Source organism: Herbaspirillum robiniae, assembly GCF_002213415.1.
Lineage (GTDB): Bacteria > Pseudomonadota > Gammaproteobacteria > Burkholderiales > Burkholderiaceae_D > Herbaspirillum > Herbaspirillum robiniae.
Map to the genome: position 1 here is coordinate 160,259 of NZ_NJGU01000006.1, position 24,366 is coordinate 184,624.

Genomic DNA, 24,366 nt, shown 5'->3' on the forward strand with positions numbered 1-24,366 from the left:
CACCGCATGACCATCTATCTGAACGCCCTGGGAATGATCTGCCCGCTCGGCAGCACGCACGAGAGCATCCGCGCGCGCCTGTTCGCCGGCGACAGCGGCGTGCGTCCCGATCCGCAGCGGACCAATGCCGCCGGCCAGGCGTTGTGCCTGGGCGCGGTGGCCGCAGACGCGCGCCTGCCCGAGGGTGGGCACCTGCCGCTGCGCGAGCGCAGCCGCAACAATCTTCTCGCACTGGCCGCGCTGGAACAGATCCGCACCCAGGCCGACGCCGCCATCGCCCGCTTCGGCGCGCACCGCATCGGCGTGGTGCTGGGCACCAGCACCTCCGGCATTGCCGAGGGCGAGCAGGCCTTCCGCCGGCAGGTGACCGAAGGCGCATTCCCGCCCGGCTTCCACTACGGCCAGCAGGAGCTGGGGTCGCCGGCCGCCGCGGTGGCGGCGACGCTGGGCACGACCGGCCCGGCCTACGTGCATTCCAGCGCGTGCTCCTCCAGCGGCAAGGCCATGGCCAGCGCCGCGCGACTGATCAACATGGGCCTGTGCGACGCGGTCATCTGCGGCGGCGCCGACAGCCTGTGCGATTTCACCGTGGCCGGTTTCTCGGCGCTGGAGTCGGTCAGCGCGCAGCGCTGCAATCCGCTCTCGGCCAACCGCAACGGCATCAACATCGGCGAAGGCGCGGCGCTGTTCCTGATGAGCCGTGAGCCGTCGCGCGTGGCGCTCTCGGGCTGGGGCGAGTCGTCCGACGCCCATCACATCTCGGCGCCCGATCCCGAGGGCCGGGGCGCCAGCCTGGCGATCGGCCAGGCGCTGCAGCGCGCCGCCCTGGAGCCCGGCCAGATCGACTACATCAACCTGCACGGCACCGCCACGCAGCAGAACGACGCCATGGAAGCCCGGGCGATCGACGCCCTGTTCGGCGCCGGCGTGGCGCTCAGCTCGACCAAACCGTTCACCGGCCATGCGCTGGGCGCGGCCAGCGCCATCGAGGCCGGGCTGTGCTGGCTGGCCATGCAGGACGACAACGGCGACGGCCTGCTGCCGCCGCATCTGTGGGACGGCGCGGCCGATCCGCTGCTGCCGGCGCTGGACACGGTGGCCGTCGGCCGCGGGCTGGGCCGCCCGCCGCGCCATGTGCTGTCGAACTCGTTCGCGTTCGGCGGCAGCAACGTGGCGCTGGTGTTTTCGCGGGTGGAGGACTGAATGGCGCCGCAGACCGTTGCCATCCCGCCCATCGAACAGCTGCTGCCGCATGCGGCGCCGATGATCCTGATCGACCGCGTGAACGCCGTGTCCGAAGAGGCGCTGGAGGCCGAAGTCGAGATCCGGCCCGGCAGCCTGTTCCACGACGGCGCCGGCGTGGGCGCCTGGGTCGGCATCGAATACATGGCGCAGGCCATCGCCGCCTGGGCCGGCTATCACGCGCTGCTGCGCGGCGAGACGGTGAAGATCGGGTTCCTGCTGGGCTCGCGCCGCTACGCATGCGCGGTGCCTGAGTTCGCCACCGGAAGCCGGCTCAAGGTGGACGTGAAGCTGCTGCTGCAGGCCGAGAACGGGCTGGGCTCCTTCGAGTGCGCCATCAGCGATCTCTCCACCCAACAAGAACTGGCGCAAGCCACCGTGTCGGTGTTCCAGCCGCACGACGCAACACAATATCAAGAAGGCATGGCATGACAACACCGGGGGATCACACCATTTTCGTCACCGGCTCGAGCCGGGGCATAGGCCGGGCCATCGCGCTGCGGCTGGCGCGCGACGGTTACGACATCGTCCTGCATTGCCACCAGCGACGCGAGGCCGCCGACGAGGCCGCGCGCGAGATCGAAGCGCTGGGACGCCGCGCCCGCGTGCTGCAGTTCGACATCGCGCAGCGCGAGCAGGCCGCGCAGGCGCTGCTGCAGGACGTGGAAGAACACGGCTGCTACTACGGCGTGGTCTGCAACGCCGGCATCACCCGCGACAACGCCTTCCCGGCCATGCCTGGCGAGGACTGGGACAGCGTGCTGCGCACCAACCTCGACGGCTTCTACAACGTGCTCAATCCGCTGGTGATGCCGATGGTGCGCCGGCGCGCGCCGGGCCGCATCGTGACCCTGGCATCGGTCTCGGGCCTGATCGGCAACCGCGGCCAGGTCAACTACAGCGCGGCCAAGGCCGGCGTGATCGGCGCCACCAAGGCGCTGGCGCTGGAGCTGGCCAAGCGCGACATCACCGTCAACTGCGTGGCGCCCGGCCTGATCGACACCGACATGGCGCAGGACGCGCCGCTGGAAGAAATCATGAAACTGATCCCCGCCCGCCGCGCCGGCAAGCCGGAGGAAGTGGCCGCCGCGGTGGCCTTCCTGATGGCGCCCGACGCCGCCTACATCACGCGCCAGGTGATCTCCGTCAACGGAGGCCTGGCATGAGCAGACAGCACACGCCGCGCCGCGTGGCGGTCACCGGCATGGCCGGCATCAGCCCCATCGGCAACGACTGGGACAGCGCGCTGGCCCACCTGAAGAGCTTGCGCAACGCCGTGCAGCGCATGCCCGGCTGGGACGAATACGTCGGCCTGCACACGCGCCTGGGCGCGCCGGCGGCTGAGTTCTCCCTGTCCGACAAGTACAACCGCAAGACCACCCGCAGCATGGGCCGCGTGGCGCTGATGGCCACCCGCGCCAGCGAATGGGCGCTGGCCGACGCCGGCCTGCTGGACGATCCGCTGCTGCGCAGCGGCCGCCTCGGCATCTCGTACGGATCGTCGGCCGGCACGCCCAACGCGATCGCCGACTTCGCCATGATGTTCGCCGAGAAGAACACCCGCGACATCAACGCCAACACCTACCTGAAGATGATGGCGCATACCGCGCCGGTGAACATGGGCGTGTTCTTCGGCATCACCGGCCGCATCATCACCACCTCCAGCGCCTGCACCTCGGGCAGCCAGGGCATAGGCTACGCCTTCGAAGCCATCCGCAGCGGCCGCCAGAGCGCGATGGTGGCCGGCGGCTCGGAAGAACTGTGCGCCACCGAAGCGGCCGTGTTCGACACGCTGTACGCCACCAGCGTGCGCAACGACACGCCGCAGGCCACGCCCAGCCCCTTTGACAAGGATCGCGACGGCCTGGTCCTGGGCGAGGGCGCCGGCAGCCTGATCCTGGAAGACCTGGAACACGCGCAGGCGCGCGGCGCGCGCATCTACGCCGAGGTGGTCGGCTTCGGCACCAACAGCGACGGCTCCCACGTCACCAATCCCAACGCCGCCACCATGCAGGTCGCCATCGAGATGGCGCTGGACGATGCCGGCCTGCCGGCCGACGCCATCGGCTACATCAACGCCCACGGCACCGGCACGCGCCAGGGCGACGTGGCCGAAACCACCGCCACGGCGCGCGTGTTCGGCGCACGCACGCCCATCAGCTCGCTCAAGAGCTACATGGGCCACACGCTGGGCGCCTGCGGCGCGCTGGAAGCCTGGCTGACCATCGAAATGATGCGTCACGGCTGGTTCTCGCCCACCATCAACCTGCATCAGGCGGATCCGGAATGCGGCGAGCTCGACTACATCACCGGCCAGGGACGCGGGATAGATTGCGAATACGTGATGTCGAACAACTTCGCGTTCGGCGGGATCAACACCTCGCTGATCTTCAGGCGCTGGAGCTGAGCCGCCGCCGCGCACGCGAATTGCCGACTCACCAACAATAAGGAAACGACAATGAAAAAACTCTCCCTGCCCCTGATCGCCGCCGCCGTGCTCACCCTCTGCTCGCTGTCGGCGCAGGCGCGCGACACCAAGCACCTGCTGTCGATCGAAGAAGCCAGCGCCATGAAGGACAAGGACGGCATCCTGGACGGCTCGGTCAAGTTCTACTTCGCCGGCCAGCCGCATCCGGCCGTCGCCGCCAAGCTGCTCACCGACGTCACCAACCAGAAGACCAACGCCGTGGGCAAGTCCGATGAAGAAGCCTGCAAGTGGGTGTTCCTGTCGGCGCTGGTGCAGCTGCACAAGAAAGCCAAGGAGCTGGGCGGCAATGCCGTGGTCAACATCGTGAGCTACTACAAGAAGAACGAGATGGCCAGCGCCACCCAGTTCGAATGCCATGCCGGCGCCACCCTGGCCGGCGTCGCCCTGAAGGGCGACATCGTCAAGATCGGCGACAAGTAAGGACTGCCGGCGCATGCCCGCCACCTTCGTCTGGATCGTGGACGGTCGTGATTTCCTCGCTGCTTCCGCTGCCATCCCGGCCATCGCGCCCGAGTTCGCCGCCGCGCTTTCCGACGGCGAGCGCGCGCGCCTGCAGCGCTTCCTGAAGCCGCAGCGCGCGCGCGAATTCCTGCTGGGCAGGCTGCTGCTGCGCCATGCGCTGGTGCAGTCGCTCGATTGCCGCATGGCCGATATCGCCGTGACCGAACGTCCCGGTGCCTCTCCCCACGTGGAAGTGAAAGGACGCCCCGCCAACGGCGTGGCGCTGCCCGGCTTCAGCATCTCGCACAGCCGCGGCTGGCTGGCCTGCGCCGTCGGCGAAGTGTTCCCGCTGGGGGTGGACATCGAGGCCCCGGCGCCGCAGCGCGACCTGCGCGCGCTGGCCGGCCTGGCGTTCTCGCCCAGGGAGTCGGCATGGCTGGCCGGGCAAGAGGCGACCGGACAAGCAGGACACGAGGAGGCCTTCTACCGGCTCTGGTGCGCCAAGGAGGCGCTCTACAAATTTCGCCACAACGCCGGAATGCGCGACATGCAGGGTTTTCCGGAAATCAGCTGCGGAGAAGGCGGCGAGGACCTGGCGCTTGGCGCGCCGGACGCCTTCCTGCGCCACGAGGCCGGCGACGGCTACCATCTCTGCCTGTGCAGCGGCGCGCGGCCGCGCACCCATGCCAGCGAGCGCCTGGACTGCGCCCGCTTGTTGAATTTGTCCTGAAGCCGGGGCAAAATCGCTCTGCCCGCAAGGGCCACAAAAATCACACCACGGGGGAATCGATGTCCACACCACGCACCTGGCTGCTCGCAGCCTCCACAGTCCTGCTCGCCACCGCCTGCGCCACGCCGGAAGAGCGCATGGCCAAGCTGCAGATCAAGCAGCAACGCCTCGAGCTCAAGACGCAGCAGCTCGCGCTGCGCAACGAAGCGCGCGGCAAGCCGCAGACCAATGCGGTCCTCGACCAGCGCGCGCCGCTGGAAAACGTGGTCAAGGCGCTGGCCGCCTGCGACGCCAGCCTGGGCGCCACGGTGAAGCAATTCGCGCCCGACCTGAAGCCGGTCTTCCCGGTGACGGTCAAGGGCGAGGTCGCCTCCATCGACGTGCCTGACCGCAAGACGCCGGGCCGCACCGCGGTCGCGCCGATGGCGGCGGCCAAGGTCTATGGCCTGATGCTGTCGGGCTACTACGAGGAAAGCACCGAAATCAACGGCACGCTGCAAAAGATGGCCTGGGGCTTCACCACCCCGGCCGGCGCCGACCAGGTGGCTTCCGTGCTTGGCGCGGCCATTCCCAACTTCAAGCGCGTGAGCAAGGAAGTCAGCGGCACCTATACCCGCATGGAGATCTTCGACCGCGGCGGCTGGCACCGCACGTCGCGCTTCGACCACTACCGCGCCCAGCCCAATATCCTGGGCGAGCGCACGCTGGTGATCGAAGCCTCGCGCGACCCGGCCTTCCCCGGCACGCGCGTGGGCTGCGTCGTGCGCGGCTTCCAGACCGAGCAGTTCCAGGACACGCTGCGTCCGGAACTGGACTGACCCGCAGGCCAGGGGACCGGCGCCGTCCCCGCGAAAAACAAAAAGCCCGCTGTTTTCGCAGCGGGCTTTTTCATTGGCGCGGATTCAGGCGGCGCCCAGTCCGTACTTCCTGATCTTGTCGTACAGCGTCTTCTTGGGAATGCCCAGCCGGTCGGCCGCCAGCGCCACGCTGCCGTCGCTCTCCTTCAGGGCCGCGGCGATCAGCCCGGCCTCGAAGCTTTCCACCTGTTGCGGCAAGGGCGTGAGGCCGCCTGCCGCCGCCGGCAGCGCGGCGATCTGTTCCACGCCCAGCACCCAGCGGTCGGCGAAGTTGCGCAGCTCGCGCACGTTGCCGGGCCACTCGCGTTGGCGCCATTGCTGCATCTGGGCCGCGCTCCAGGGCGGCACCTCGCGCCGGTATCGCAGCGACGCCGCCTGGCAGAAATGCGCCAGCAGCAAGGGGATGTCCTCGCTGCGCTGGACCAGCGCCGGCAGGTCGATGGCGACCACGCCGATGCGGTAGTACAGGTCCTCGCGGAACTGGCCGTCGGCGCTCATCTTCAGCAGGTCGGCCTTGCTGGCGGCGATCACGCGGCAGTCGACGGCGATCGACTCGTTGCCTCCCAGGCGCTCCAGCCTGCGCTCCTGCAGCACGCGCAGCAGCTTGACCTGCATGGCCAGCGGCATGCTCTCGATCTCATCGAGGAACAGCGTGCCGCCATGCGCGTATTCCAGCTTGCCGATGCGGCGCTTCTGCGCGCCGGTGAAAGCGCCAGCCTCATGGCCGAAGATCTCGCTCTCGAACACGGTCTCCGGCAGCGCCCCGCAGTTCAGCGCCACGAACGCGCCCTTGCGGCCGCTGGCGGCGTGCAGCTGGCGCGCCACCACCTCCTTGCCGGTGCCGGTCTGGCCGTTGATCAGCACGTCGACGTTGGCCGGTCCCAGGCTGTGGATGAGCGTACGCACGCGTTCGATGGCCGGCGACTGCCCCACCAGCGGCGGCAGCTCGGGATGACTGGTCCAGGCCTCGCGCAGCCGGCGGTTCTCCAGCACCAGGCTGCGCTTCTCCTGGGCGCGCAGGGCGATCTCCAGCAGGCGATCGGAGCTGAACGGCTTTTCCACGAAATCATAGGCGCCGGCGCGCATGGCGTCGACCGCCATGCCGACGTCGCCGTGGCCGGTGACCACGATCACCGGCAGTCCGGCGTCCACCGCCACCGCGTGCTCCAGCACCTCCAGCCCGGACATGCCTGGCAGGCGCACATCGGTCACCACCACGCCGGCGAACTCGCGCAGGAGCAGCGGCAAGGCTTCCTCCGCGCTGGCGCAGGCGGACACCTCGAAGCCGCCCAGTTCCAGCGCCTGCGCGGTGGCGCGGCGCACCGCCTGCTCGTCTTCTATCAGGATGGCGCGCATGGCGCCGCCGTTGTGTTCCATCATGTCTCCGTCTTCAGCAGGGGCAGGCGCACGATGAATTCGGCGCCGCCCTCTTCATGGTTATGTGCGGTGAGCTGGCCGTTCATCGCCTGCACGATGGACGAGGAAATCGCCAGCCCCAGTCCCAGCCCCTTGCTCGAGGACTTGGTGGTGAAAAAGGGTTCGAACAGGTGCGGCGCCACTTCGTCCGGGATGCCGGCGCCGGAGTCGCGGATGCGCACCACGGCCTGGCCGTCCTCGACGTCCAGCACCACCCGCACGCGCTTGACCGGCTCTTCCTCGACCGCATCCAGCGCGTTGCGCAGCAGGTTGATCAGCACCTGCTCGGTGCGCACCGCGTCGCCGGTCACCTGCGCCGCCTGGCGCACGTCGATGGCGATCTCCACGCGGTGGTTCTGGAATTCGCTGCCCAGCAGCAGCGCCGCGGCCTCGATGGTCTGGCGCAGGTCGACCGCCGACACCAGCTCGCCGCTCTTGCGCGCGAAGCCCTTCAACTGCGCGATGATCTTGCCCATGTTGGCGCTGGCGCCGCTGATGTGCTCCAGGTTCTCGGCCACCTGCGCGGTCTGGCCGCGCGCCAGGAACTTCACCGAGTTGTCGGCAAAGGCCCGGATCGCGGCCAGCGGCTGGTTCAGCTCATGCGTGACGCCGGCGGCCATCTGGCCCAGCATGGCCAGCTTGCCGGCCTGCACCAGTTCGTTCTGGGTGGTGCGCAACAGCGTCTCGGTCTGCTGCAGCTTTTCGTACTTGACCGCGATGGCCTGGTTGGCCGCGGTCAGCTCGCCGGTGCGCTGGGCGATCCGGTGGTCCAGCTCCTCGGCAGCGCGGCGCAGCGCATCGCGCGACTCCAGGCGCTCCTGCACGCGGCGGCGGTGCTGGTACCAGGCCAGCAGGGAAATCGCCAGCGCCGCCATGGCCAGCGCCGCCGCCAGCGCCGACAGCGTGGCCGAGCGCACCATGCGCGCCTGCGACGGGAACAGCATCAGCTGCCAGCCCAGCCGCCCGACCGGGCGCGACACGTGCTCGCCGAAGCCGCGCTGCAACGCAGCCGGCAAGGCCGACACCGGCGTGATCGGCAGATCGGCGTACTGGTGGGTGCCGGCCAGCTCCTGCTGCACATTGCCCGCCAGCGGGCCCAGGCTGTGATACTTCCACTCGGGACGGTTGCTGAGGAAGACCACGCCGCCGGCGTCGGTCAGCGTGATCGGGTCGTCGCTGCTGCGCCAGGTGTGCTCGAACTCGGCGAGGTCGACCTTGACCACCATCACGCCGATCGGCACGTCGCCGTCGGCCTGGTCCTGGCGGCGGTAGATCGGCTGGGCGATGAAGTAGCCCGGTTCGCTGGAGACGTTGCCGATGCCGTAGAAGCGCCCCGCCCGGCCCAGCACCGCTTCGCGGAAATACGGCCGGAAACCGAAGTCGCGGCCGACGAAGCTGAACTCGTCGTCCCAGTTGCTGGACGCCAGCGTCAACCCGGCCGGATTGATCATGAAGATGTGCACCGCGCGCGATTGCTGCTGGATGGTCTTGAAGGCGCGGTTCAGCCGGTCCACGGCCAGCTCGTCCTCCGGATGCTGCAGCACCTGGCGCACGTCGGACTGGAAGCCCAGCGCGAACGGCAGCGCCTCGAACTTCTGCAAGATGGACTCCAGGTCGAGCGCGGCGATCTGCAGCTGGGCCGCGCCCATGCTTTTCTGGTCGGCGCGCGCCTTGTTCAGCGCGAGCCGGTACGTGAGCCCGCACACCAGCAGCGTGGCGGCGACGAAGACGGCGAACAGCAGCAGGTTTCTTCTGGCTCTCATGCGGACCGGTGGCGGCGAGGCAAGGGGTGAATCGGGAACGACGGGACGGAAAACCGGGCAGAAAATGGAACAAAAAACAGGCCCGGATACGACGCGGCGCCCCGCAAGGCGCCGCGCGTCCAGACCGTAATGATAGCGCGAGGCCGGGCGGCCCCGCGCGCCGGATCAGGCCGGCGTATGCGAACTTATGCAGGCTTGTGCTGCTCGTGTTGCTTGGCGGCTTGCGCGCCGGAGGTGTCGGGCTCGTCTTCCATGTCGACATCCTCATGCAGATGGCCGTCGCGCTGCGGATCGGGCATGCGCAGGGTGACGATCAGCGCCACCAGGCACAGCGCGGTCACGTACCAGTAGAAGCTCGACTCCATGCCGGCCGACTTCAGCGACAGCGCCACGAACTCGGCCGAACCGCCGAAGATGGCGTTGCCGACCGCATACGACAGGCCCACGCCCAGCGCGCGCACTTCAGCGGGGAACATCTCGGCCTTGATCAGGCCGCCGATCGAGGTGTAGAAGCTGACGATGGTCAGCGCCAGGATCGCCAGGCCGAAGGCGGCGTAGGGGCTGGTCACGTCCTTCAGCAGGTGCAGGATCGGGAAGGTGCAGATCATGCCGAGGAAGGCGAAGCACAGCATCGAGTTGCGGCGGCCGATCTTGTCCGAGATGGCGCCGAAGATCGGCTGCAGGATCATGTAGACGAACAGCGCGCCGGTCATCACGCCGTTGGCGACCTTGGGGTCCATGCCGGCGGTGTTGACCAGGTACTTCTGCATGTAGGTGGTGAAGGTGTAGAACATCAGCGAGCCACCGGCGGTGAAGCCGACCACGTTGATGAAGGCGCGCTTGTGCTTCAGCAAGCCCTTCAGGGTGCCGGCTTCCTTCTTCTTGCGGCTGCCTTCGGAGGCGGTCTCGGCCAGCGAGCTGCGCAGATACATCGCCACCAGCGCGCCGACCGCGCCCAGCACGAAGGGCACGCGCCATCCCCAGTCCATCAGCTCGGCCTTGGTCAGCCACTGCTGCATGCCGAACAGCACCAGCACCGCCAGCAGTTGCCCGCCGATCAGCGTGACGTACTGGAAGGACGCGAAGAAGCCGCGACGCCCCTGCGGTGCGACCTCGCTCATGTAGGTGGCCGAGGTGCCGTATTCGCCGCCCACCGACAGGCCCTGGAACAGGCGCGCCAGCAGCAGCAGCGCCGGCGCCCAGGCGCCGATGGTGGCGTAGGTCGGCAGCATGGCGACGGCCAGCGAGCCGCCGCACATCATCAGCACCGAGATCAGCATGGACGTCTTGCGGCCGTGCTTGTCGGCGATGCGGCCGAACAGCCAGCCGCCGATCGGGCGCATCAGGAAACCTGCGGCGAACACGCCGGCGGTGTTGAGCAGCTGGGTGGTCGGGTCGCCCTTGGGGAAGAAGGCCGGTGCGAAGTAAATCGCGCAGAAGGAATAGACGTAGAAGTCGAACCACTCGACCAGGTTGCCGGACGAGGCGCCGAGGATGGCGAAGATGCGCTTGCGGTATTCGGCCGGACTCAGTTTCTTGGCCGCCTGCGTGCCTGCTTGCTGGCTCAGTTGCGATGTGCTGCTCATGGATATCTCCTGTAATGGCCGCATCCTCCCTCTCAGATTCGGCGGCCTTGGTGTCCTGTCATCCCCGCGCACGCGCCGGCTCGAACGGCCGTTTGCCTGCAACGGGAAAACATCGTATGGACGGTTTGGAACGGATAAGGGCAATCGGCTGGGCGCGACGCAAATGCGCGTGCGGGATGCTTGCCTGCATCGTGTCTGCCTCCGTTTGCTTTACTTATGCGGGAGGTATTGCAGGCTTTGTGCCAGTGCGGGGCTACTCGGAGAATTAATTTAAGTCTTTGTTTTTAAATGAATTTATTTAAATCGCGCTGACGCGCCATGCGGCATTTGCGCGGATTCCCGGAATGCTGCGCAGCGGCATTTGCGGGAATCCAGCCATTGGCTCGATTGCCGGAAGCGGCCGAATGCGTATTTCGGCGCTCCCTCCTCTGCCGCCCATTCCCGTCGTCCTGACGAAAGTCGGGACCCAGTGACGTTTGCTGCACATCACGGTTATCGACCAGAGTGGCAGACGTCACCGTTATCGATGGGGGCAACGAACGTCACTGGGTCCCCGCCTTCGCGGGGACGACGGAGGTGGGGGGATAGCGCCATTGCGCGAGGCTGGCATGGTGCCTTTCAATTCTCAGGCGGTTTTCCGGCGCCGTGATCGCAGGTGCTCGACATCGCAAGCGCCAGAATGCATGGCAAGCGCGCGAAATCACATGCGTGCGAACGCATGGCAAGCGCCCAAAATCGCACGCGTGCGAATGATGGCAGGCGCCCGAATGCGTGTTCCGGCGTTCCCTCACCCGACTCCCATTCCCGTCGTCCTGACGAAAGTCAGGACCCAGTGTCGTTTGCTGCACATCACGGTTATCGAGCAGAGGAACGGACATCACTGCTATCGACGGGAGCGACTAACGCCACTGGGTCCCCGCCTTCGCGGGGACGACGGCGGTGGGGGATGGCGCCATTGCACGAGGCTGGCCTGATGCCCTTCAATTCTCAGGCAGCGTTCCGGCGCCGTGATCGCAGGCGCTCGACATCGCAAGCGCCAGAATGCATGGCAAGTGCGCGAAATCATATGCGTGCGAACGCATGGCAAGCGCCCAAAATCGAACGCGTGCGAATGATGGCAGGCGCCCGAATGCGTGTTCCGGCGTTCCCTCACCCGACTCCCATTCCCGTCGTCCTGACGAAAGTCAGGACCCAGCGACGTTTGCTGCACATCACGGTTATCGACCAGAGGGACGGACGTCACCGTTATCTACGGGAGCAACGAACGTCACTGGGTCCCCGCCTTCGCGGGGACGACGGAGGTGGGAGGATGGCGCCATTGCGCGAGGCTGACCTTGTATTCCGCCCCCATTCCCGTCGTCCTGACGAAAGTCAGGACCCAGTGTCGTTTGCTGCACATCACGGTTATCGAGCAGAGGGACAGACGTCACCGTTATCGATGGAATCGACAAAAGTCACTGGGTCTCCGCCTTCGCGGGGACGACGGCGGTGGGGAGGATCGCGCCATTGCACGAGGCTGGCCTGGTGCAATTGGCTGCTATGTTGGGCGTCCTGATTCCAGATACAAAACAAAAGCGGCGCATGCCTTCCGACATGCGCCGCCTTCGCGGTCTTGCGTGAGCGTCAGCTCATTTCATGCTATCGGCCGATCAACGCTCCGACAGCGCGTCCATCACGCACAGCGCCGTCATGTTGATGATGCGGCGGACGGTGGCCGATGGCGTCAGGATGTGGACCGGCTTGGCGCAACCCAGCAGGATGGGGCCGATCGCCACGCCGTTGCCCGATGCGGTCTTGAGCAGGTTGTAGGCGATGTTGGCCGCGTCGATGTTGGGCATGACCAGCAGGTTGGCGTCGCCCTTGAGCGGCGAATCCGGGATCACGGCGTTGAGCAGCTTCATGTCCAGTGCGGTGTCGCCGTGCATTTCGCCGTCCACTTCCAGGTCCGGCGCCACTTCGCGCAGGATCGCCAGGGCATTGCGCATCTTGCGGGCCGACTCGCTGTTGGAGGAACCGAAATTGGAATGCGACAGCAGCGCCGCACGCGGGTGCAGGCCGAAACGGCGCATTTCGTCGGCGGCCAGGATGGTGATCTCGGCCAGCTCGGCGGCGTTCGGATTCTCGTTGACGTGCGTGTCCACCAGCACCAGCTGGCGGTTCGGCAGGATCACGGCGTTCATGGCGGCGTAGACGTTCACGCCTTCACGCTTGCCCAGCACCTGGTCGATGTAGTGCAGGTGCAGCTGGGTGGTGCCGTAGGTGCCGCAGATCATGCCGTCGGCGTCGCCCTTGTGGATCGCCATGGAGCCGATCAGTGTGTGGCGGCGGCGCATTTCCAGCTTGGCGTACTGCTCGGTGACGCCCTTGCGGCGCGACATCTCGAGGAAGGTCTGCCAGTAGTCGCGATAGCGCTCGTCGAAGTTCGGGTTGATCACCTCGAAGTCGGTGCCGGCGCGCAGGCGCAGGCCGAACTTCTGGATGCGTTGTTCCAGCACTTCCGGACGGCCAACCAGGATGGGCTTGGCCAGGTTTTCGTCGACGATCACCTGCACCGCGCGCAGCACGCGCTCTTCTTCGCCTTCGGCGTAGACGATGCGTTTCTTCGCTTCGGCGGCCTTCTTGGCGACCTGGAAGATCGGGCGCATGAAGGTGCCGCTGTGGTAGACGAACTGCTCCAGCTTCTCGATGTAGGCGTCCATGTCCTGGATCGGACGGGCGGCCACGCCGGAAGTCTCGGCGGCGCGCGCGACGGCCGGCGCGATCTTGATCATCAGGCGCGGGTCGAAGGGCTTGGGAATGATGTACTCGGGGCCGAACGACAGGTTGGTCACGCCGTAGGTGGCGGCCACGATGTCGGACTGCTCCGCCTGCGCCAGTTCGGCGATGGCGTGAACGGTGGCGATCTCCATCTCGCGGGTGATGGTGGTGGCGCCGGAATCCAGCGCGCCGCGGAAGATGTAGGGGAAGCACAGCACATTGTTGACCTGGTTCGGATAGTCCGAACGGCCGGTAGCGATGACGGCGTCGTCGCGCACGGCCTTGACGTCTTCGGGCAGGATTTCCGGGGTCGGGTTGGCCAGCGCCAGCACCAGCGGGCGCGGCGCCATCTGCTTGACCATGTCCTGCTTGAGCACGCCGGCGGCGGACAGGCCCAGGAAGATGTCGGCGTTGGGGATGACGTCGGCCAGGGTGCGCGCGTCGGTTTCGCGGGCGAAGCGCTCCTTGTCCGGATCCATCAGTTCCTTGCGGCCCTTGTAGACCACGCCGGCCAGGTCGGTGACGTAGATGTTCTCGATCGGGAAGCCGAGGTCGACGATCAGGTCCAGGCAGGCCAGCGCGGCCGCGCCGGCGCCGGAGACCACCAGCTTGACTTCCTTGATGTTCTTGCCGACGACCTTCAGGCCGTTCAGGATCGCTGCGCCGACGATGATGGCGGTGCCGTGCTGGTCATCGTGGAAGACCGGGATCTTCATCTTCTCGCGCAGCTTGCGCTCGATGTAGAAGCACTCGGGCGCCTTGATGTCTTCCAGGTTGATGCCGCCGAAGGTCGGCTCAAGCGCGGCGATGACGTCGATCAGCTTGTCCGGGTCGGTCTCGTTGACTTCGATGTCGAACACGTCGATGCCGGCGAACTTCTTGAACAGCACGCCCTTGCCTTCCATCACCGGCTTGGAGGCCAGTGCGCCGATGTTGCCCAGGCCCAGCACGGCGGTGCCGTTGGAGATAACGGCCACCAGGTTGCCGCGGGCGGTGTACTTGAACGCGTTGAGCGGGTCGGCGACGATTTCTTCGCAAGCCGCGGCGACGCCGGGAGAATATGCCAGGGAGAGATCACGCTGGTTGGTCAGCAGCTTGGTGGGAGTGACGCTGATTTTGCCCGGGGTCGGAAACTCGTGGTAATCCAGCGCTGCCTGACGAAGTTGCTGACGCACTTCTTCTTTCTTACTGATCATCGAATCCATAACTCTGTATTCTCTATGTTGACTTGCGAAGACCGGTGATTCTAGCAGAGGTCGGCCCTCAATCATAGGCCGCCGGCCCGATGCTGCTCCGCGCAAAGCCTGTCCGGGACTGGCTTTGCGGCGTTTCACCGGCGGTGCGTGATGACCGCGAACATGCCCGTTCACAGTGCAAATGACGTCCGTTTGCGGCGTGATGGGTGCACGTTGCGCACAGCTTTGCAATGGCGAATCTTTGCTCGCTTGCATTGGCCGGCGACGGCACCTGTGGAAAGTCCTTATCGCCGGACGGCGCGCCCGGTCGGCGCGTTGGCGGGGATTGCGGGCCGGCTTGTGGCTGCCCTGCGCGTGAAGCCGCGAGGCCCCGGTTCGCGTTTGACGGCCTCTTGCGCCGCGCGCGATTTCGGTGCGTCTGCTGCATCGCAACACGCGACGCCAGGCGCTTCACTGTCCCCAACGATAGACCCGATTGTGCTCCAGAAGCAATGACGGATTGGTTACAATCGACACCATGCTGACCGAATTCGAACTCATCGCGCGCTACTTCAACCGCCCTCCCGCCCCGGACAGCCGCACGGCGCTCGGCGTGGGCGACGATTGCGCGCTGATGACCCCGGCCCCCGGCATGCAGCTGGCCATCTCCAGCGACATGCTGGTCTGCGGCCGCCATTTCTTCCCCGATGCGGATCCGACGGCGCTGGGCCACAAATGCCTGGCGGTGAACCTGTCCGACCTGGCGGCGATGGGCGCGCAGCCGATCGCCTTCACGCTGGCGCTGGCGCTGCCGCAGGCCGACCCGGAATGGCTGGCGCCGTTCTCCCAGGGCATGCTGGCGCTGGCCGACCGCCACGGCTGCGAGCTGATCGGCGGCGACACCACCAAGGGCCCGCTGACGATTTCCATCACCGTGTTCGGCGAAGTGCCGCCGCAACAGGCGCTGCGCCGCGACGCCGCGCGCGTGGGCGACGATATCTGGATCTCCGGTTCGCTGGGCGACGCCCGCCTGGCGCTGGCCGGCTACCGCAACGAACTGGCGCTGTCCGACACCGAACTGCTGCAGGCGGCGCCGCGCATGCATGAGCCGACCCCGCGCGTGGAGCTGGGCGTGGCGCTGCGCGGCATCGCGCACGCGGCCATCGACATTTCCGACGGGCTGGTGGGCGACCTCGGCCACATCCTCGAGCGTTCGCATCACGGCGCCACGCTGAACGTGGACGCGCTGCCGCCCGGCAACGTGCTGCAGCAGCGCGAGGTCGACCTGCGCCGCCGCTTCACGCTGGCCGGCGGCGACGACTACGAACTCTGCTTCACCGCGCCGGCGCGCCTGCGCGAAGCGGTGGAAAAAGCCGCCCGCGCGGCCGGCGCCGAAGTGGCGCGCGTGGGCAGCATCGACCGCGAACCCGGCCTGCGCCTGGTGGACGCCGCCGGCGAAGCGCTGCAACTGGACCTCGCGTCCTTCGATCATTTCCGCACATGAACCAAGAAACGCCCCCCTCCCCTGCAGCATCCGCAACATCCGATGCCCCGGCCGCGCCGGCATTCCCGCCTCCGCGCGCCGGCGGCAAACGCAAGCCGACCGCCCACTTCATGCTGGCGCACCCGGCGCACTGGATCGCGCAGGGCTTCGGCAGCGGCCTCTCGCCGATCATGCCGGGCACGGCCGGCACCTTGTTCGCATGGCTGTCCTTCGCGGTGCTCTCGGCGCGCTGGCCGCACATCTTCACCGCCGCCAACTGGCTGGCCATCATCGTGGCCGGCTTCGTGGTCGGCGTCTGGGCCTGTCATCGCACCGGACGCGCGCTGAACTCGCCCGATGACGGCAGCATGGTGTGGGACGAGATCATCGCCTTCTGGCTGGTGCTGGTGCTGGTGACGCCGGCCGACCTGAAGACCCAGTTCGCGGCATTCGTGGTGTTCCGCTTCTTCGACATGGTCAAGCCGCCGCCGATCGCGTGGTTCGACCGCCGCTTCAAGGGCGGCTTCGGCGTGATGTGGGACGACATCCTGGCGGCGTTCTACACGCTGCTGGCGTTCGCGTTCTGGCGCGCCTATTTTTGATACGGCGCCCCGGTTCAACAAAGCCTGTGGAGAGAGTATGCTTGTCCGTGCATGCTCATGATCAACCGGCCGCGGTCATCGGAAGGGGCTGACGGCATAACCAGGGGTAACATCCATGGACACCACGATTGACTTAGCCGCACGCGTCGGCCAGGCCCTGAAGGCCAAGGGCCTGCTGTTAGCCACAGCCGAATCGTGCACCGGCGGCGGCATCGCGCACGCCGTCACCGAAATCGCAGGCTCTTCCGAATGGTTCGACTGCGGCTTCGTCACCTATTCCAACGCCTCCAAGAACGAACTGCTGGACATTCCCGAAGCCATGATCGCGCTGCACGGCGCGGTCAGCGAAGAGATCGCCGGCGCCATGGCCGAAGGGGCCGTCGCCAACAGCAGCTCGGACGTGGCCGTCTCCACCACCGGCATCGCCGGCCCCGGCGGTGCGGTACCCGGCAAACCGGTCGGCACCGTCTGCTTCGGCTGGCGCGTGGGCGACAAGACCTTCACCGAACGGCTGGTGTTCTCCGGCGACCGGCAGGCGGTGCGCGAGCAGACGGTGATTCATTCGCTCAAGGGCTTGCTGAAGCTGCTGGCCGACTGACCAGGTTCCTCGCTCCCGAAAAACAAACAGGCGGCGCTCCTCACGGAGTCGCCGCCTGTTTGCATTTGACCGGTCGGATCAGCGGAACTGGTTGATCGCGTCGCGCGTCTCGATGGCCACCCGGCGCGCCGCCGCGGCGAAGTCCTCGCCGTCCTGCGGCTTGGCGTACAGGATGGCGCGCGAGGAGTTGATCATCATGCCGGCGCCGGATGCGGTCCTGCCGGACTTGACGGTCGCTTCCACGTCGCCGCCCTGGGCGCCCACGCCGGGCACCAGCAGCGGCATGTCGCCGATGATGGCGCGCACCTGGGCCAGCTCATGCGGGAAGGTCGCGCCCACCACCAGGCCGCACTGGCCGTTGGTGTTCCATTTTTCGGCCACCAGGCGCGCCACGTGCTGGTACAGCGGCTTGCCGTCGACTTCCAGGAACTGCAGGTCGGAGCCGCCGGCGTTGGAGGTGCGGCACAGCACGATCACGCCGCGGTCCTTCCATTCCAGGTAGGGCGAGACCGAATCCCAGCCCATGTAGGGGCTGACGGTGACGACGTCGGCGTTGTAGCGCTCGAAGGCTTCGCGCGCGTACTGCTCGGCGGTGGCGCCAATGTCGCCGCGCTTGGCGTCCAGCACCAGCGGAATGTCGGGATAGGTGCTGCGCAGGTAGGCGCAGATGCGCTCCAGCTGCTCTTCCGCGCCCAGCGCGGCGAAATAGGCGATCTGCGGCTTGAAGGCGCAGGCGGTGTCGGCCGTGGCGTCGATGATGGCGCGGCAGAACTCGTAGATGGCGTCGGGCTTGCCTTGCAGCTCCGCGGGGAATTTCTTGACGTCGGGATCCAGGCCGACGCACAGCAGGGAGTTACGCGAAGTCCACGCGGCGTTTAATTTCTCGATGAATGTCACGGTGATGCCTTAAGCTTGAAGATGCGCTATTGTATCGCGCCGGCATGCTCCACCCCCGTTTTTACCGCCTTTTCGATGCATTTCGGGCGAAAATCGGGCACTAGACCGGACTTGCACGGGTCTGAAGCGTTCTCTATTTCTGACAAGGAACAACAACATGAAGAAACCGTTCACCCCCTTCGCATGGCTGGCCGCCGCAGTTCTGGCGCTGACGCTTTCCGGCTGCGGCTACAACGATTTCCAGGCCAAGGACGAGGCCACCAAGGCCGCCTGGGGCGAAGTGGTGAACCAGTACCAGCGCCGCGCCGACCTGATTCCCAACCTGGTCAACACCGTCAAGGGCTATGCCGCCCACGAGAAGGACACGCTGGAAGCCGTGACCCAGGCGCGCGCGGCCGCCACCAGTTTCCAGATCACGCCGGAAGTGCTGAACAACCCGGAAGCCTTCGCCAAATTCCAGCAGGTGCAGGGCCAGCTGTCCTCGGCGCTGTCGCGCCTGATGGCGGTGTCCGAGAACTACCCGCAGCTCAAGGCCGATACCAGCTTCCGCGACTTGCAGTCGCAGCTCGAAGGCACCGAGAACCGCATCACCGTGGCGCGCCAGCGCTACATCGCCTCGGTCCAGGAGTACAACATCCTGGCGCGCAGCTTCCCCACCAACATCACGGCCAAGATCTTCAGCTACCAGGTCAAGCCGTCCTTCACGGTGGAAAACGAGAAGGCGATCTCGACCGCACCCGCCGTCAACTTCGGCAAGTAAGCCTGAAGCCGGGCATCGCCGATGCGTAGATTCCTCCTGCGACTCCAGCTGCTGCTGGCCCTGCTGCCCGCCCTGGGCGGCACGGCCGCGGCCCAGGAGTTCGTCGCCGTGCCGCCGCTGAGCGGCCATGTGATCGACCAGATCCGCATGCTCGACGCCGGGCAGCGCGCCGCGCTGGACAACGTGCTGGCCGAATACGAAACCCGCACCGGCAGCCAGATCACGGTGCTGCTGATGGCCTCCACCGCGCCCGAAGCGATCGAGCAGTACGGCATCCGCGTGGCCGAGGCCTGGAAGCTGGGCCGCAAGGGCATCGACGACGGCGTGATCCTGATCGTCGCCCGCGACAACCCGAAGGCGCTGCGCCGCCTGCGCATCGAGGCCGGGCGCGGCGTGCAGGGCAGCCTGACCGATGCGCAGTCCAAGCGCATCCTGGAAGACGTGATCGCGCCGCATTTCCGGCAGAACGATTTCTACGGCGGCCTGGCGGCCGGCGTATCGGCCATCACCAGCCTGCTCGACCAGGAACAACTGCCGGCCGCGCAGCGCCATGCGCCGCAGCCGCAGGATGACGACGGCGGCTGGGTCGCGCTGATCGTGGTGCTGGTGTTCCTGGCGGTATTTTTCACCGTCCTGCTCAAAGCGCGCCGCCGCGCGCGCAACAACCTCAACAGCAACGACTGGGGCCGCGGCGCCGGCGTGATCATCGGCAGCATCCTCGACCAGGCGGCGCGCAACGCATCGTCCGGCCGCTCGGGAGGTTTTCGCAGCACCGGCGGCTTCTCGGGCGGATCGTCCGGCGGTTTTTCTTCCGGCGGCGATTCGTTCTCGGGCGGCGGCGGCACATTCGACGGCGGCGGCGCCTCGGGGGACTGGTGACATGAGCGAACACAAGAACCAGCCCGCCGTCCTCGGTCGCCTGCTGCACCACCTCGCAATGACCCACGGGGCCGCGCGCCGCGCCTTCCCCTCGGCCACGCTCAAGGCGATCCAGGCCGGCATCGCGGCGGGCGAAAAGATGCATCGCGCGCAGGTGCGCGTGATCGTGGAGGCCTCGCTGTCGCTGGGCGCGATATGGCGCCGCGAAAGCGCGCGCCAGCGCGCGCATGAGCTGTTCTCGCGCTACCGCATTTGGGATACCGAAGAAAACTGCGGCGTGCTGGTCTACCTCAACCTGGCCGACCACAAGGTGGAGATCGTCGCCGACCGCGGCGTCAGCCGGCTGGTGACGCGCCGGCAGTGGCAGGATGTGTGCGGCGTCATGACCGCCGGCTACGCGCGCGGCGCCTATCACGACAGCACGCTGCAGGCGCTTGGGCAGCTCAACGCGCTGCTGGCCGGGGTCATGCCCAACGATGGCGCGAGCGACCGCAACGAGCTGTCCGACAAGCCGCTGGTGCTTTAAAGCCGCACTGCCGACTGCAAAGAAAAACGCCGCCTGCGGTTTGCCCGCGGCGGCGTTTTTTCATCGATGGCGGGGCTTCCCGCAAGCGACCTCAGCCGTTCTCGTACACCCACTGCAACAAGGCATCCTGCGCCTTCTGCCCGGCCGGCGCGTTCGGATGGTTGATCAGGAACACCACCACATAGGTCTTGCCCGACGCCGCCTGCACGTAGCCGGCGATGGAACGCACGTCGTTCAGAGTACCGGTCTTGATGTGCGCCTGCCCGGCCACGCTTTGCGTCTTCAGGCGGCGGCGCATGGTGCCGTCGTAGCCGACCAGCGGCATCGACGAGACGAACTCCGGCATCAGTGGCGAACGGTAGGCCTGCGCCAGCATGCCGCCCAACAGCGCGGGCGTGACACGTTCCACGCGCGACAGGCCGGCGCCGTTCTCGATGGCCAGGCCGCTGGTGTCCAGTCCCTTGTCGGCGAGCCACGAGCGCACCACGCGCGCGCCGTTGACGGTGTCGCCGGGCTGGCCGCTCATTTCGGCGGCCAGGGTCAGCAGCACCTGGCGCGCCATCACATTGTTGCTGTACTTGTTGATGTCGCGGATCACCTCGGGCAGCGTCGGCGACTGCGTCTCCACCATCAGCCGCGCCGACGGCGTCACCAGGCCGCCCAGCACGCGGCCGGAGAAGCTGCCGCCGAGGTCAGCCCACATCTGGGCGAACATGGCGCCCGCGTACTGCACGCTGCCCATGCGATAGGGATGCACGTACCAGACCTTGGGCCCGCAATCGGCGGCGAAACTGCCGGCGAAGCTCGCCGACGCCGCATCGTTGGACAGCATCAGCTTGCCCTGCCAGTCGCCGCAAGGCTCCTGCGACAGGCGCGGCGGCGCGATGGCGTAGCCGGCCAGCGGCGGCTCCATGGTCACAGCTACGGTGCCCGCGGCGGCGTTGGGCTCGAAGCGGAAAGCCAGCGTCTTGTAGTTCAGTAGCAGCGCGTCGGGACCGACGTTGTAGGGCTTCTGCGGATCGCCGTCGAACTGCGAAGGATCATAGGTCGACTCGGCGAAGAAGCTGCGATCGATCACTAGGTTGCCGCGGATGTCCTTCACGCCGCGCGCGCGCAGCTGGCGCAGGAACAGCCAGAAGTTTTCCATCACCAGCTTGGGATCGCCGCCGCCCTTGATGATCAGGTCGCCGTTGAGCACGCCCTGGTCGAGCGTGCCGTCGACATAGGCCTGGGTCTTCCAGGAGTAGGTGGGGCCCAGCAGCTCCAGCGCCGCGTCGGTGGTCACCAGCTTCATCACCGAGGCCGGATTGAACGGCTGCGCGAGATTGTTGGCCACCAGCGCGCGCTTGCCGCTGTCGGCGTCGACCACCAGCACGCCGGTGTTCTGTTGCGGAATATGCGCCACGCGCAGCGCCCCCACCACGGCCGGCGGCAGGCTCTGGGCGGTTGCGGCGCCGGCGGCCGCCAGCAGCGGGACGGCAAGCGCCAGGGTGCGAAGCGGGGACAAACGGAGACGATGCAAGGAAAAACCTGATGGAAAACGCAGCATGATTCAACCGAAAATGGAGATCACGCATTATAGGGGCAAGCCGCCAGGCGGTTTGGGAGGCGGTCGGCGATATGGGGACAACATGGGGACGACATGAGGGCGTCATCGCCCTGTGCGACAATGCGCCGCGCAGTTGCTGAAATGACATCTTTCCTCGGCCGCCGATTTTGCCCTGCGGTAAAGCGGCTTTGCGGTTACGATGGCCGGCAGGCTGTCAGGTTAAGCGAAGTTAAATCAGAAGTTTATTTCCATGTACGCTGCGGCGTTGCCGGAAATCGCGCTGCATACCCTTGACAGGTATGCGCAACAGAACGAAAGAACAACACCGACATGTCATCCGGCACCACCAGGCGGCAAGCAGGCAGAAGCGGCAGGCGGCGATGGCCAGCGCTGCTGGCCTTGCTCAATCCGGTCGCGCTCTACCGCAAGCGCCCGGCGCGGCCCGATGACCCGCCGCCCGAGGCGCTCATCGGCAAGGGCGTGCGCTTCGTCAACCGCATCTACATGCTGCGCGCCATCGGCCTGGGGATCGGCTTTTTCTGCGTGGCGGCCGGTTTCGTGCAACACCCGGTGGACTGGCCGCTGTGGGCGCTGCTGGTGTTCCATGGCTTCATCTGGCCGCATGCGGCCCGCCATTGGGCCTTGCGCAGCGAAATCCCGTATCGCGCCGAGCGCCGCAACCTGATCATCGACGCCGGGTTCGGCGGCTTCTGGATGGCCGCCATGAACGGCAATCTGGTGCCCAGCGCGGTCATCATCTCCATGCTCTCGATGGACAACATCGCCGCCGGCGGCGTGCGCCTGTTCATGCGCGGCGTCTGGGCCAGCATCGCCTGCTTCCTGCTGGGCTGGCTGCTGCTGGACTACCGCTTCATGCCGCAATCCGACATCGCCACCATCGTGGCCTGCCTGCCGATGCTGGCGCTGTATCCGCTGGCGCTGGGCAAGTCGACCTATGACATGTCCAAGAAGCTGGCCGAGCGCTCGCGCGAATTCGAGGTGGTCAGCCAGATGGATGGCCTCACCCGCCTGTTCAACCGCCGCTACTGGGAGAGCCTGCTGATCGAGGAGTTCGAGCGGTGCCGCCGCAACGCGGGACGCAGCGGCCACGACGCCTGCCTGCTGCTGCTCGACCTCGACCATTTCAAGAACATCAACGACACCCATGGCCACCTGGTCGGCGACGAGGTGCTGCGCAATTTCTCGCAGCTGCTGCGCAGCCGGCTGCGCGAGGACGACCTGATCGGCCGCTACGGCGGCGAGGAGTTCGTGGTCATCCTGCGCAATACCTCGGCCGCCGATGCCCTGCTGCTGTCGCAGCGCCTGATCGACGAGGCGCGCGAGCGCAAGAGCGGCGACGACAGCCTGTGGGGCTGCACCGTCAGCGCCGGCCTGGTGCCGTTCACGCCGGACATGGACGCCCACTACGTCTGGCTGCAGCGCGCCGATCACGCCATGTACTGCGCCAAGGAAAAGGGACGGGATTGCCTGGTCGCCTGGGACGCCGGGCTGCATCGCGCGCAGGCCAAGGCTGCCGCCGATGCGCGTGCGGCCTGATGCGGCAACGCTGAAGAAGGGGAATTTCATTGGCGCCGTCGCGATCAGTCACGATGGGCCGCGCGATGGGGCACGATTAGCGGAGAAGTGGAAAACCGGCGCCGTCGCAAGCTGCGTACAGATCGCACGAATCGAGCGGACGCAAAAAAGGCCGATGTCTTCGGGGCCGCCACGAGACCACTGTGAAAACATCGACCTAGGGAAATCAAGGGCGGAGCAATCGGCGAACAATGACGGGCGTGATTCCCTTTAAGAAATGCCCCCCGCCGATGCTCCTGCCACTGCCGCAACGAGCGGCAAAGCGGGCCGCAGAAAGCCCGCTAAATTAGCACTGGCAGAGCCTCCAGAACTAAGAGCGCGAGCAGTGCGCCGAACACCGCGCCCACTGCCCTCAAACTGGTCCTCACGATGCGCGAGGCTACCGGTACTTCGCCGCATAACAGCAGCCCGGCCAGCGTCATCGGGATAAAGAACATCAGGTTGTTCATGATGATGTTAGGCATGATGCGTCTCCTCATTCAGCCTTCTCATTCAAATTGAGCGCGCCGTCCCTGATGACTGGATAACTGCCCTGCCAGCCTTGCCCGGCGCGCCTTTCTGGATTTGAGTATAGGCCGCGCCCGGTATAAAACAAGCATGGCGTCGGCACTATCGTTGCTGCACAGCAGCGAAATTTTTCGATAGCGTCTTCCAACACCGGCGATATACCTGTGTTGCAGATGCACAAATTTTCGGCAACATCGGCAAATTGCCTTGACCCTGTTTTGAGCGCGAGCGTAGAATTCGCCCGTTCTCATTTTTTGGAGTCCCTCTCATGGGCACTTGTTCGGGTGACAGTTGTTGCCGGTTAATCACCGGATAAGCCTCAGCAAGGATTTCAGCAGGACTTCTCCTGTCGTCATCTTGCGCAAGGCAGATGACGGCATCTCAATGCCGGCGGCGCACGGGCCTCAGCAGTAGCGGGCTCCACACCACGCGCCGCCTCCAGGCATAGGCATTCCCTCACAACGACAGATCGACGATCGACCGCCGCAGACACCATCGTCACGGCGCACGGCCA

General features: G+C 66.5%; 21 protein-coding genes. 14 read left to right on the top strand and 7 right to left on the bottom strand.

Features of this window, described 5'->3' with window-relative positions; translation table 11 throughout:
• Positions 1-6 precede the first annotated feature (6 nt).
• From CEJ42_RS12320 to CEJ42_RS12350, 7 genes are read left to right on the top strand one after another with little or no spacing between them, the layout of a single operon-like run.
• Positions 7-1,203, top strand: coding sequence for a beta-ketoacyl-[acyl-carrier-protein] synthase family protein (locus CEJ42_RS12320; protein WP_088751257.1), 1,197 nt, complete (start codon positions 7-9; stop codon positions 1,201-1,203).
• Positions 1,204-1,674 (top strand): hotdog family protein, encoded by a 471-nt coding sequence (locus CEJ42_RS12325; protein ID WP_088751258.1) that lies wholly within the window; start codon positions 1,204-1,206, stop codon positions 1,672-1,674. It begins immediately after the preceding gene.
• Positions 1,671-2,408, top strand: a complete 738-nt coding sequence (fabG, locus tag CEJ42_RS12330; RefSeq protein WP_088751259.1) for a 3-oxoacyl-ACP reductase FabG — start codon at positions 1,671-1,673, stop codon at positions 2,406-2,408. Before CEJ42_RS12325 ends, fabG begins: the two co-directional genes overlap by 4 nt.
• On the top strand, positions 2,405-3,649 hold the full coding sequence (locus CEJ42_RS12335; RefSeq protein ID WP_088751260.1) for a beta-ketoacyl-ACP synthase: 1,245 nt from the start codon (positions 2,405-2,407) through the stop codon (positions 3,647-3,649). Before fabG ends, CEJ42_RS12335 begins: the two co-directional genes overlap by 4 nt.
• A 51-nt stretch (positions 3,650-3,700) precedes the next feature.
• Positions 3,701-4,150 carry an excinuclease ATPase subunit gene (locus CEJ42_RS12340; protein WP_088751261.1) on the top strand — a complete coding sequence of 150 codons (450 nt, stop codon included), beginning with the start codon at positions 3,701-3,703 and terminating at the stop codon, positions 4,148-4,150.
• A gap of 13 nt (positions 4,151-4,163) precedes the next feature.
• Positions 4,164-4,901: a 4'-phosphopantetheinyl transferase family protein gene (locus CEJ42_RS12345; protein WP_088751262.1), complete on the top strand. Its 738-nt coding sequence runs from the start codon at positions 4,164-4,166 to the stop codon at positions 4,899-4,901.
• Positions 4,902-4,960: 59 nt separating this feature from the next.
• The gene (locus CEJ42_RS12350; protein WP_088751263.1) at positions 4,961-5,719 is read left to right on the top strand and encodes a hypothetical protein; all 759 of its coding nucleotides are present in this window, start codon (positions 4,961-4,963) and stop codon (positions 5,717-5,719) included.
• Positions 5,720-5,803: 84 nt separating this feature from the next.
• On the opposite strand, the gene CEJ42_RS12355 is transcribed toward CEJ42_RS12350, so the two are convergent.
• The 4 genes from CEJ42_RS12355 to CEJ42_RS12370 all read right to left on the bottom strand — a co-directional run bounded on the left by CEJ42_RS12355 (position 5,804) and on the right by CEJ42_RS12370 (position 14,485).
• Entirely contained in the window at positions 5,804-7,135 is a 1,332-nt protein-coding gene (locus tag CEJ42_RS12355; RefSeq protein WP_088751264.1) for a sigma-54-dependent transcriptional regulator, read from the bottom strand.
• Complete coding sequence (locus CEJ42_RS12360) at positions 7,135-8,937, bottom strand: sensor histidine kinase (protein ID WP_079218820.1); 1,803 nt, start codon at positions 8,935-8,937, stop codon at positions 7,135-7,137. The genes CEJ42_RS12355 and CEJ42_RS12360 overlap by 1 nt, the downstream gene beginning before the upstream one ends.
• 185 nt (positions 8,938-9,122) lie before the next feature.
• Entirely contained in the window at positions 9,123-10,523 is a 1,401-nt protein-coding gene (locus CEJ42_RS12365) for an MFS family transporter (RefSeq protein ID WP_243397850.1), read from the bottom strand.
• Positions 10,524-12,172: 1,649 nt separating this feature from the next.
• Positions 12,173-14,485, bottom strand: coding sequence for an NADP-dependent malic enzyme (locus tag CEJ42_RS12370; RefSeq protein ID WP_088751265.1), 2,313 nt, complete (start codon positions 14,483-14,485; stop codon positions 12,173-12,175).
• A gap of 508 nt (positions 14,486-14,993) precedes the next feature.
• Between CEJ42_RS12370 and thiL the strand changes: the two genes are divergently transcribed.
• The 3 genes from thiL to CEJ42_RS12385 all read left to right on the top strand — a co-directional run bounded on the left by thiL (position 14,994) and on the right by CEJ42_RS12385 (position 17,138).
• The gene (gene thiL, locus CEJ42_RS12375; protein ID WP_088751266.1) at positions 14,994-15,959 is read left to right on the top strand and encodes a thiamine-phosphate kinase; all 966 of its coding nucleotides are present in this window, start codon (positions 14,994-14,996) and stop codon (positions 15,957-15,959) included.
• Positions 15,956-16,540 (top strand): phosphatidylglycerophosphatase A family protein, encoded by a 585-nt coding sequence (locus CEJ42_RS12380; protein WP_420840760.1) that lies wholly within the window; start codon positions 15,956-15,958, stop codon positions 16,538-16,540. Before thiL ends, CEJ42_RS12380 begins: the two co-directional genes overlap by 4 nt.
• 115 nt (positions 16,541-16,655) lie before the next feature.
• Positions 16,656-17,138 carry a CinA family protein gene (locus CEJ42_RS12385; protein WP_079218815.1) on the top strand — a complete coding sequence of 161 codons (483 nt, stop codon included), beginning with the start codon at positions 16,656-16,658 and terminating at the stop codon, positions 17,136-17,138.
• Positions 17,139-17,216: 78 nt separating this feature from the next.
• On the opposite strand, the gene pyrF is transcribed toward CEJ42_RS12385, so the two are convergent.
• Positions 17,217-18,035, bottom strand: a complete 819-nt coding sequence (gene pyrF, locus CEJ42_RS12390; RefSeq protein ID WP_079218814.1) for an orotidine-5'-phosphate decarboxylase — start codon at positions 18,033-18,035, stop codon at positions 17,217-17,219.
• 157 nt (positions 18,036-18,192) lie between these two features.
• Between pyrF and CEJ42_RS12395 the strand changes: the two genes are divergently transcribed.
• The 3 genes from CEJ42_RS12395 to CEJ42_RS12405 are packed head-to-tail and all read left to right on the top strand — an operon-like array spanning position 18,193 to position 20,200.
• Entirely contained in the window at positions 18,193-18,795 is a 603-nt protein-coding gene (locus tag CEJ42_RS12395) for a LemA family protein (RefSeq protein WP_079218813.1), read from the top strand.
• Between the two features lie 21 nt (positions 18,796-18,816).
• On the top strand, positions 18,817-19,674 hold the full coding sequence (locus CEJ42_RS12400; protein ID WP_088751268.1) for a TPM domain-containing protein: 858 nt from the start codon (positions 18,817-18,819) through the stop codon (positions 19,672-19,674).
• A gap of 1 nt (position 19,675) precedes the next feature.
• On the top strand, positions 19,676-20,200 hold the full coding sequence (locus tag CEJ42_RS12405; RefSeq protein ID WP_088751269.1) for a TPM domain-containing protein: 525 nt from the start codon (positions 19,676-19,678) through the stop codon (positions 20,198-20,200).
• Between the two features lie 91 nt (positions 20,201-20,291).
• On the opposite strand, the gene dacB is transcribed toward CEJ42_RS12405, so the two are convergent.
• Positions 20,292-21,749 carry a D-alanyl-D-alanine carboxypeptidase/D-alanyl-D-alanine endopeptidase gene (gene dacB, locus CEJ42_RS12410; protein WP_088751270.1) on the bottom strand — a complete coding sequence of 486 codons (1,458 nt, stop codon included), beginning with the start codon at positions 21,747-21,749 and terminating at the stop codon, positions 20,292-20,294.
• 399 nt (positions 21,750-22,148) lie between these two features.
• On the opposite strand from dacB, the gene CEJ42_RS12415 reads away from it, so the two are divergent.
• A complete protein-coding gene (locus tag CEJ42_RS12415) occupies positions 22,149-23,306 on the top strand; it encodes a diguanylate cyclase (RefSeq protein WP_243397851.1) in 1,158 nt (385 codons plus the stop codon).
• Positions 23,307-23,626: 320 nt separating this feature from the next.
• On the opposite strand, the gene CEJ42_RS12420 is transcribed toward CEJ42_RS12415, so the two are convergent.
• Positions 23,627-23,809, bottom strand: coding sequence for a hypothetical protein (locus tag CEJ42_RS12420; protein WP_088751442.1), 183 nt, complete (start codon positions 23,807-23,809; stop codon positions 23,627-23,629).
• Positions 23,810-24,366: the final 557 nt, after the last annotated feature.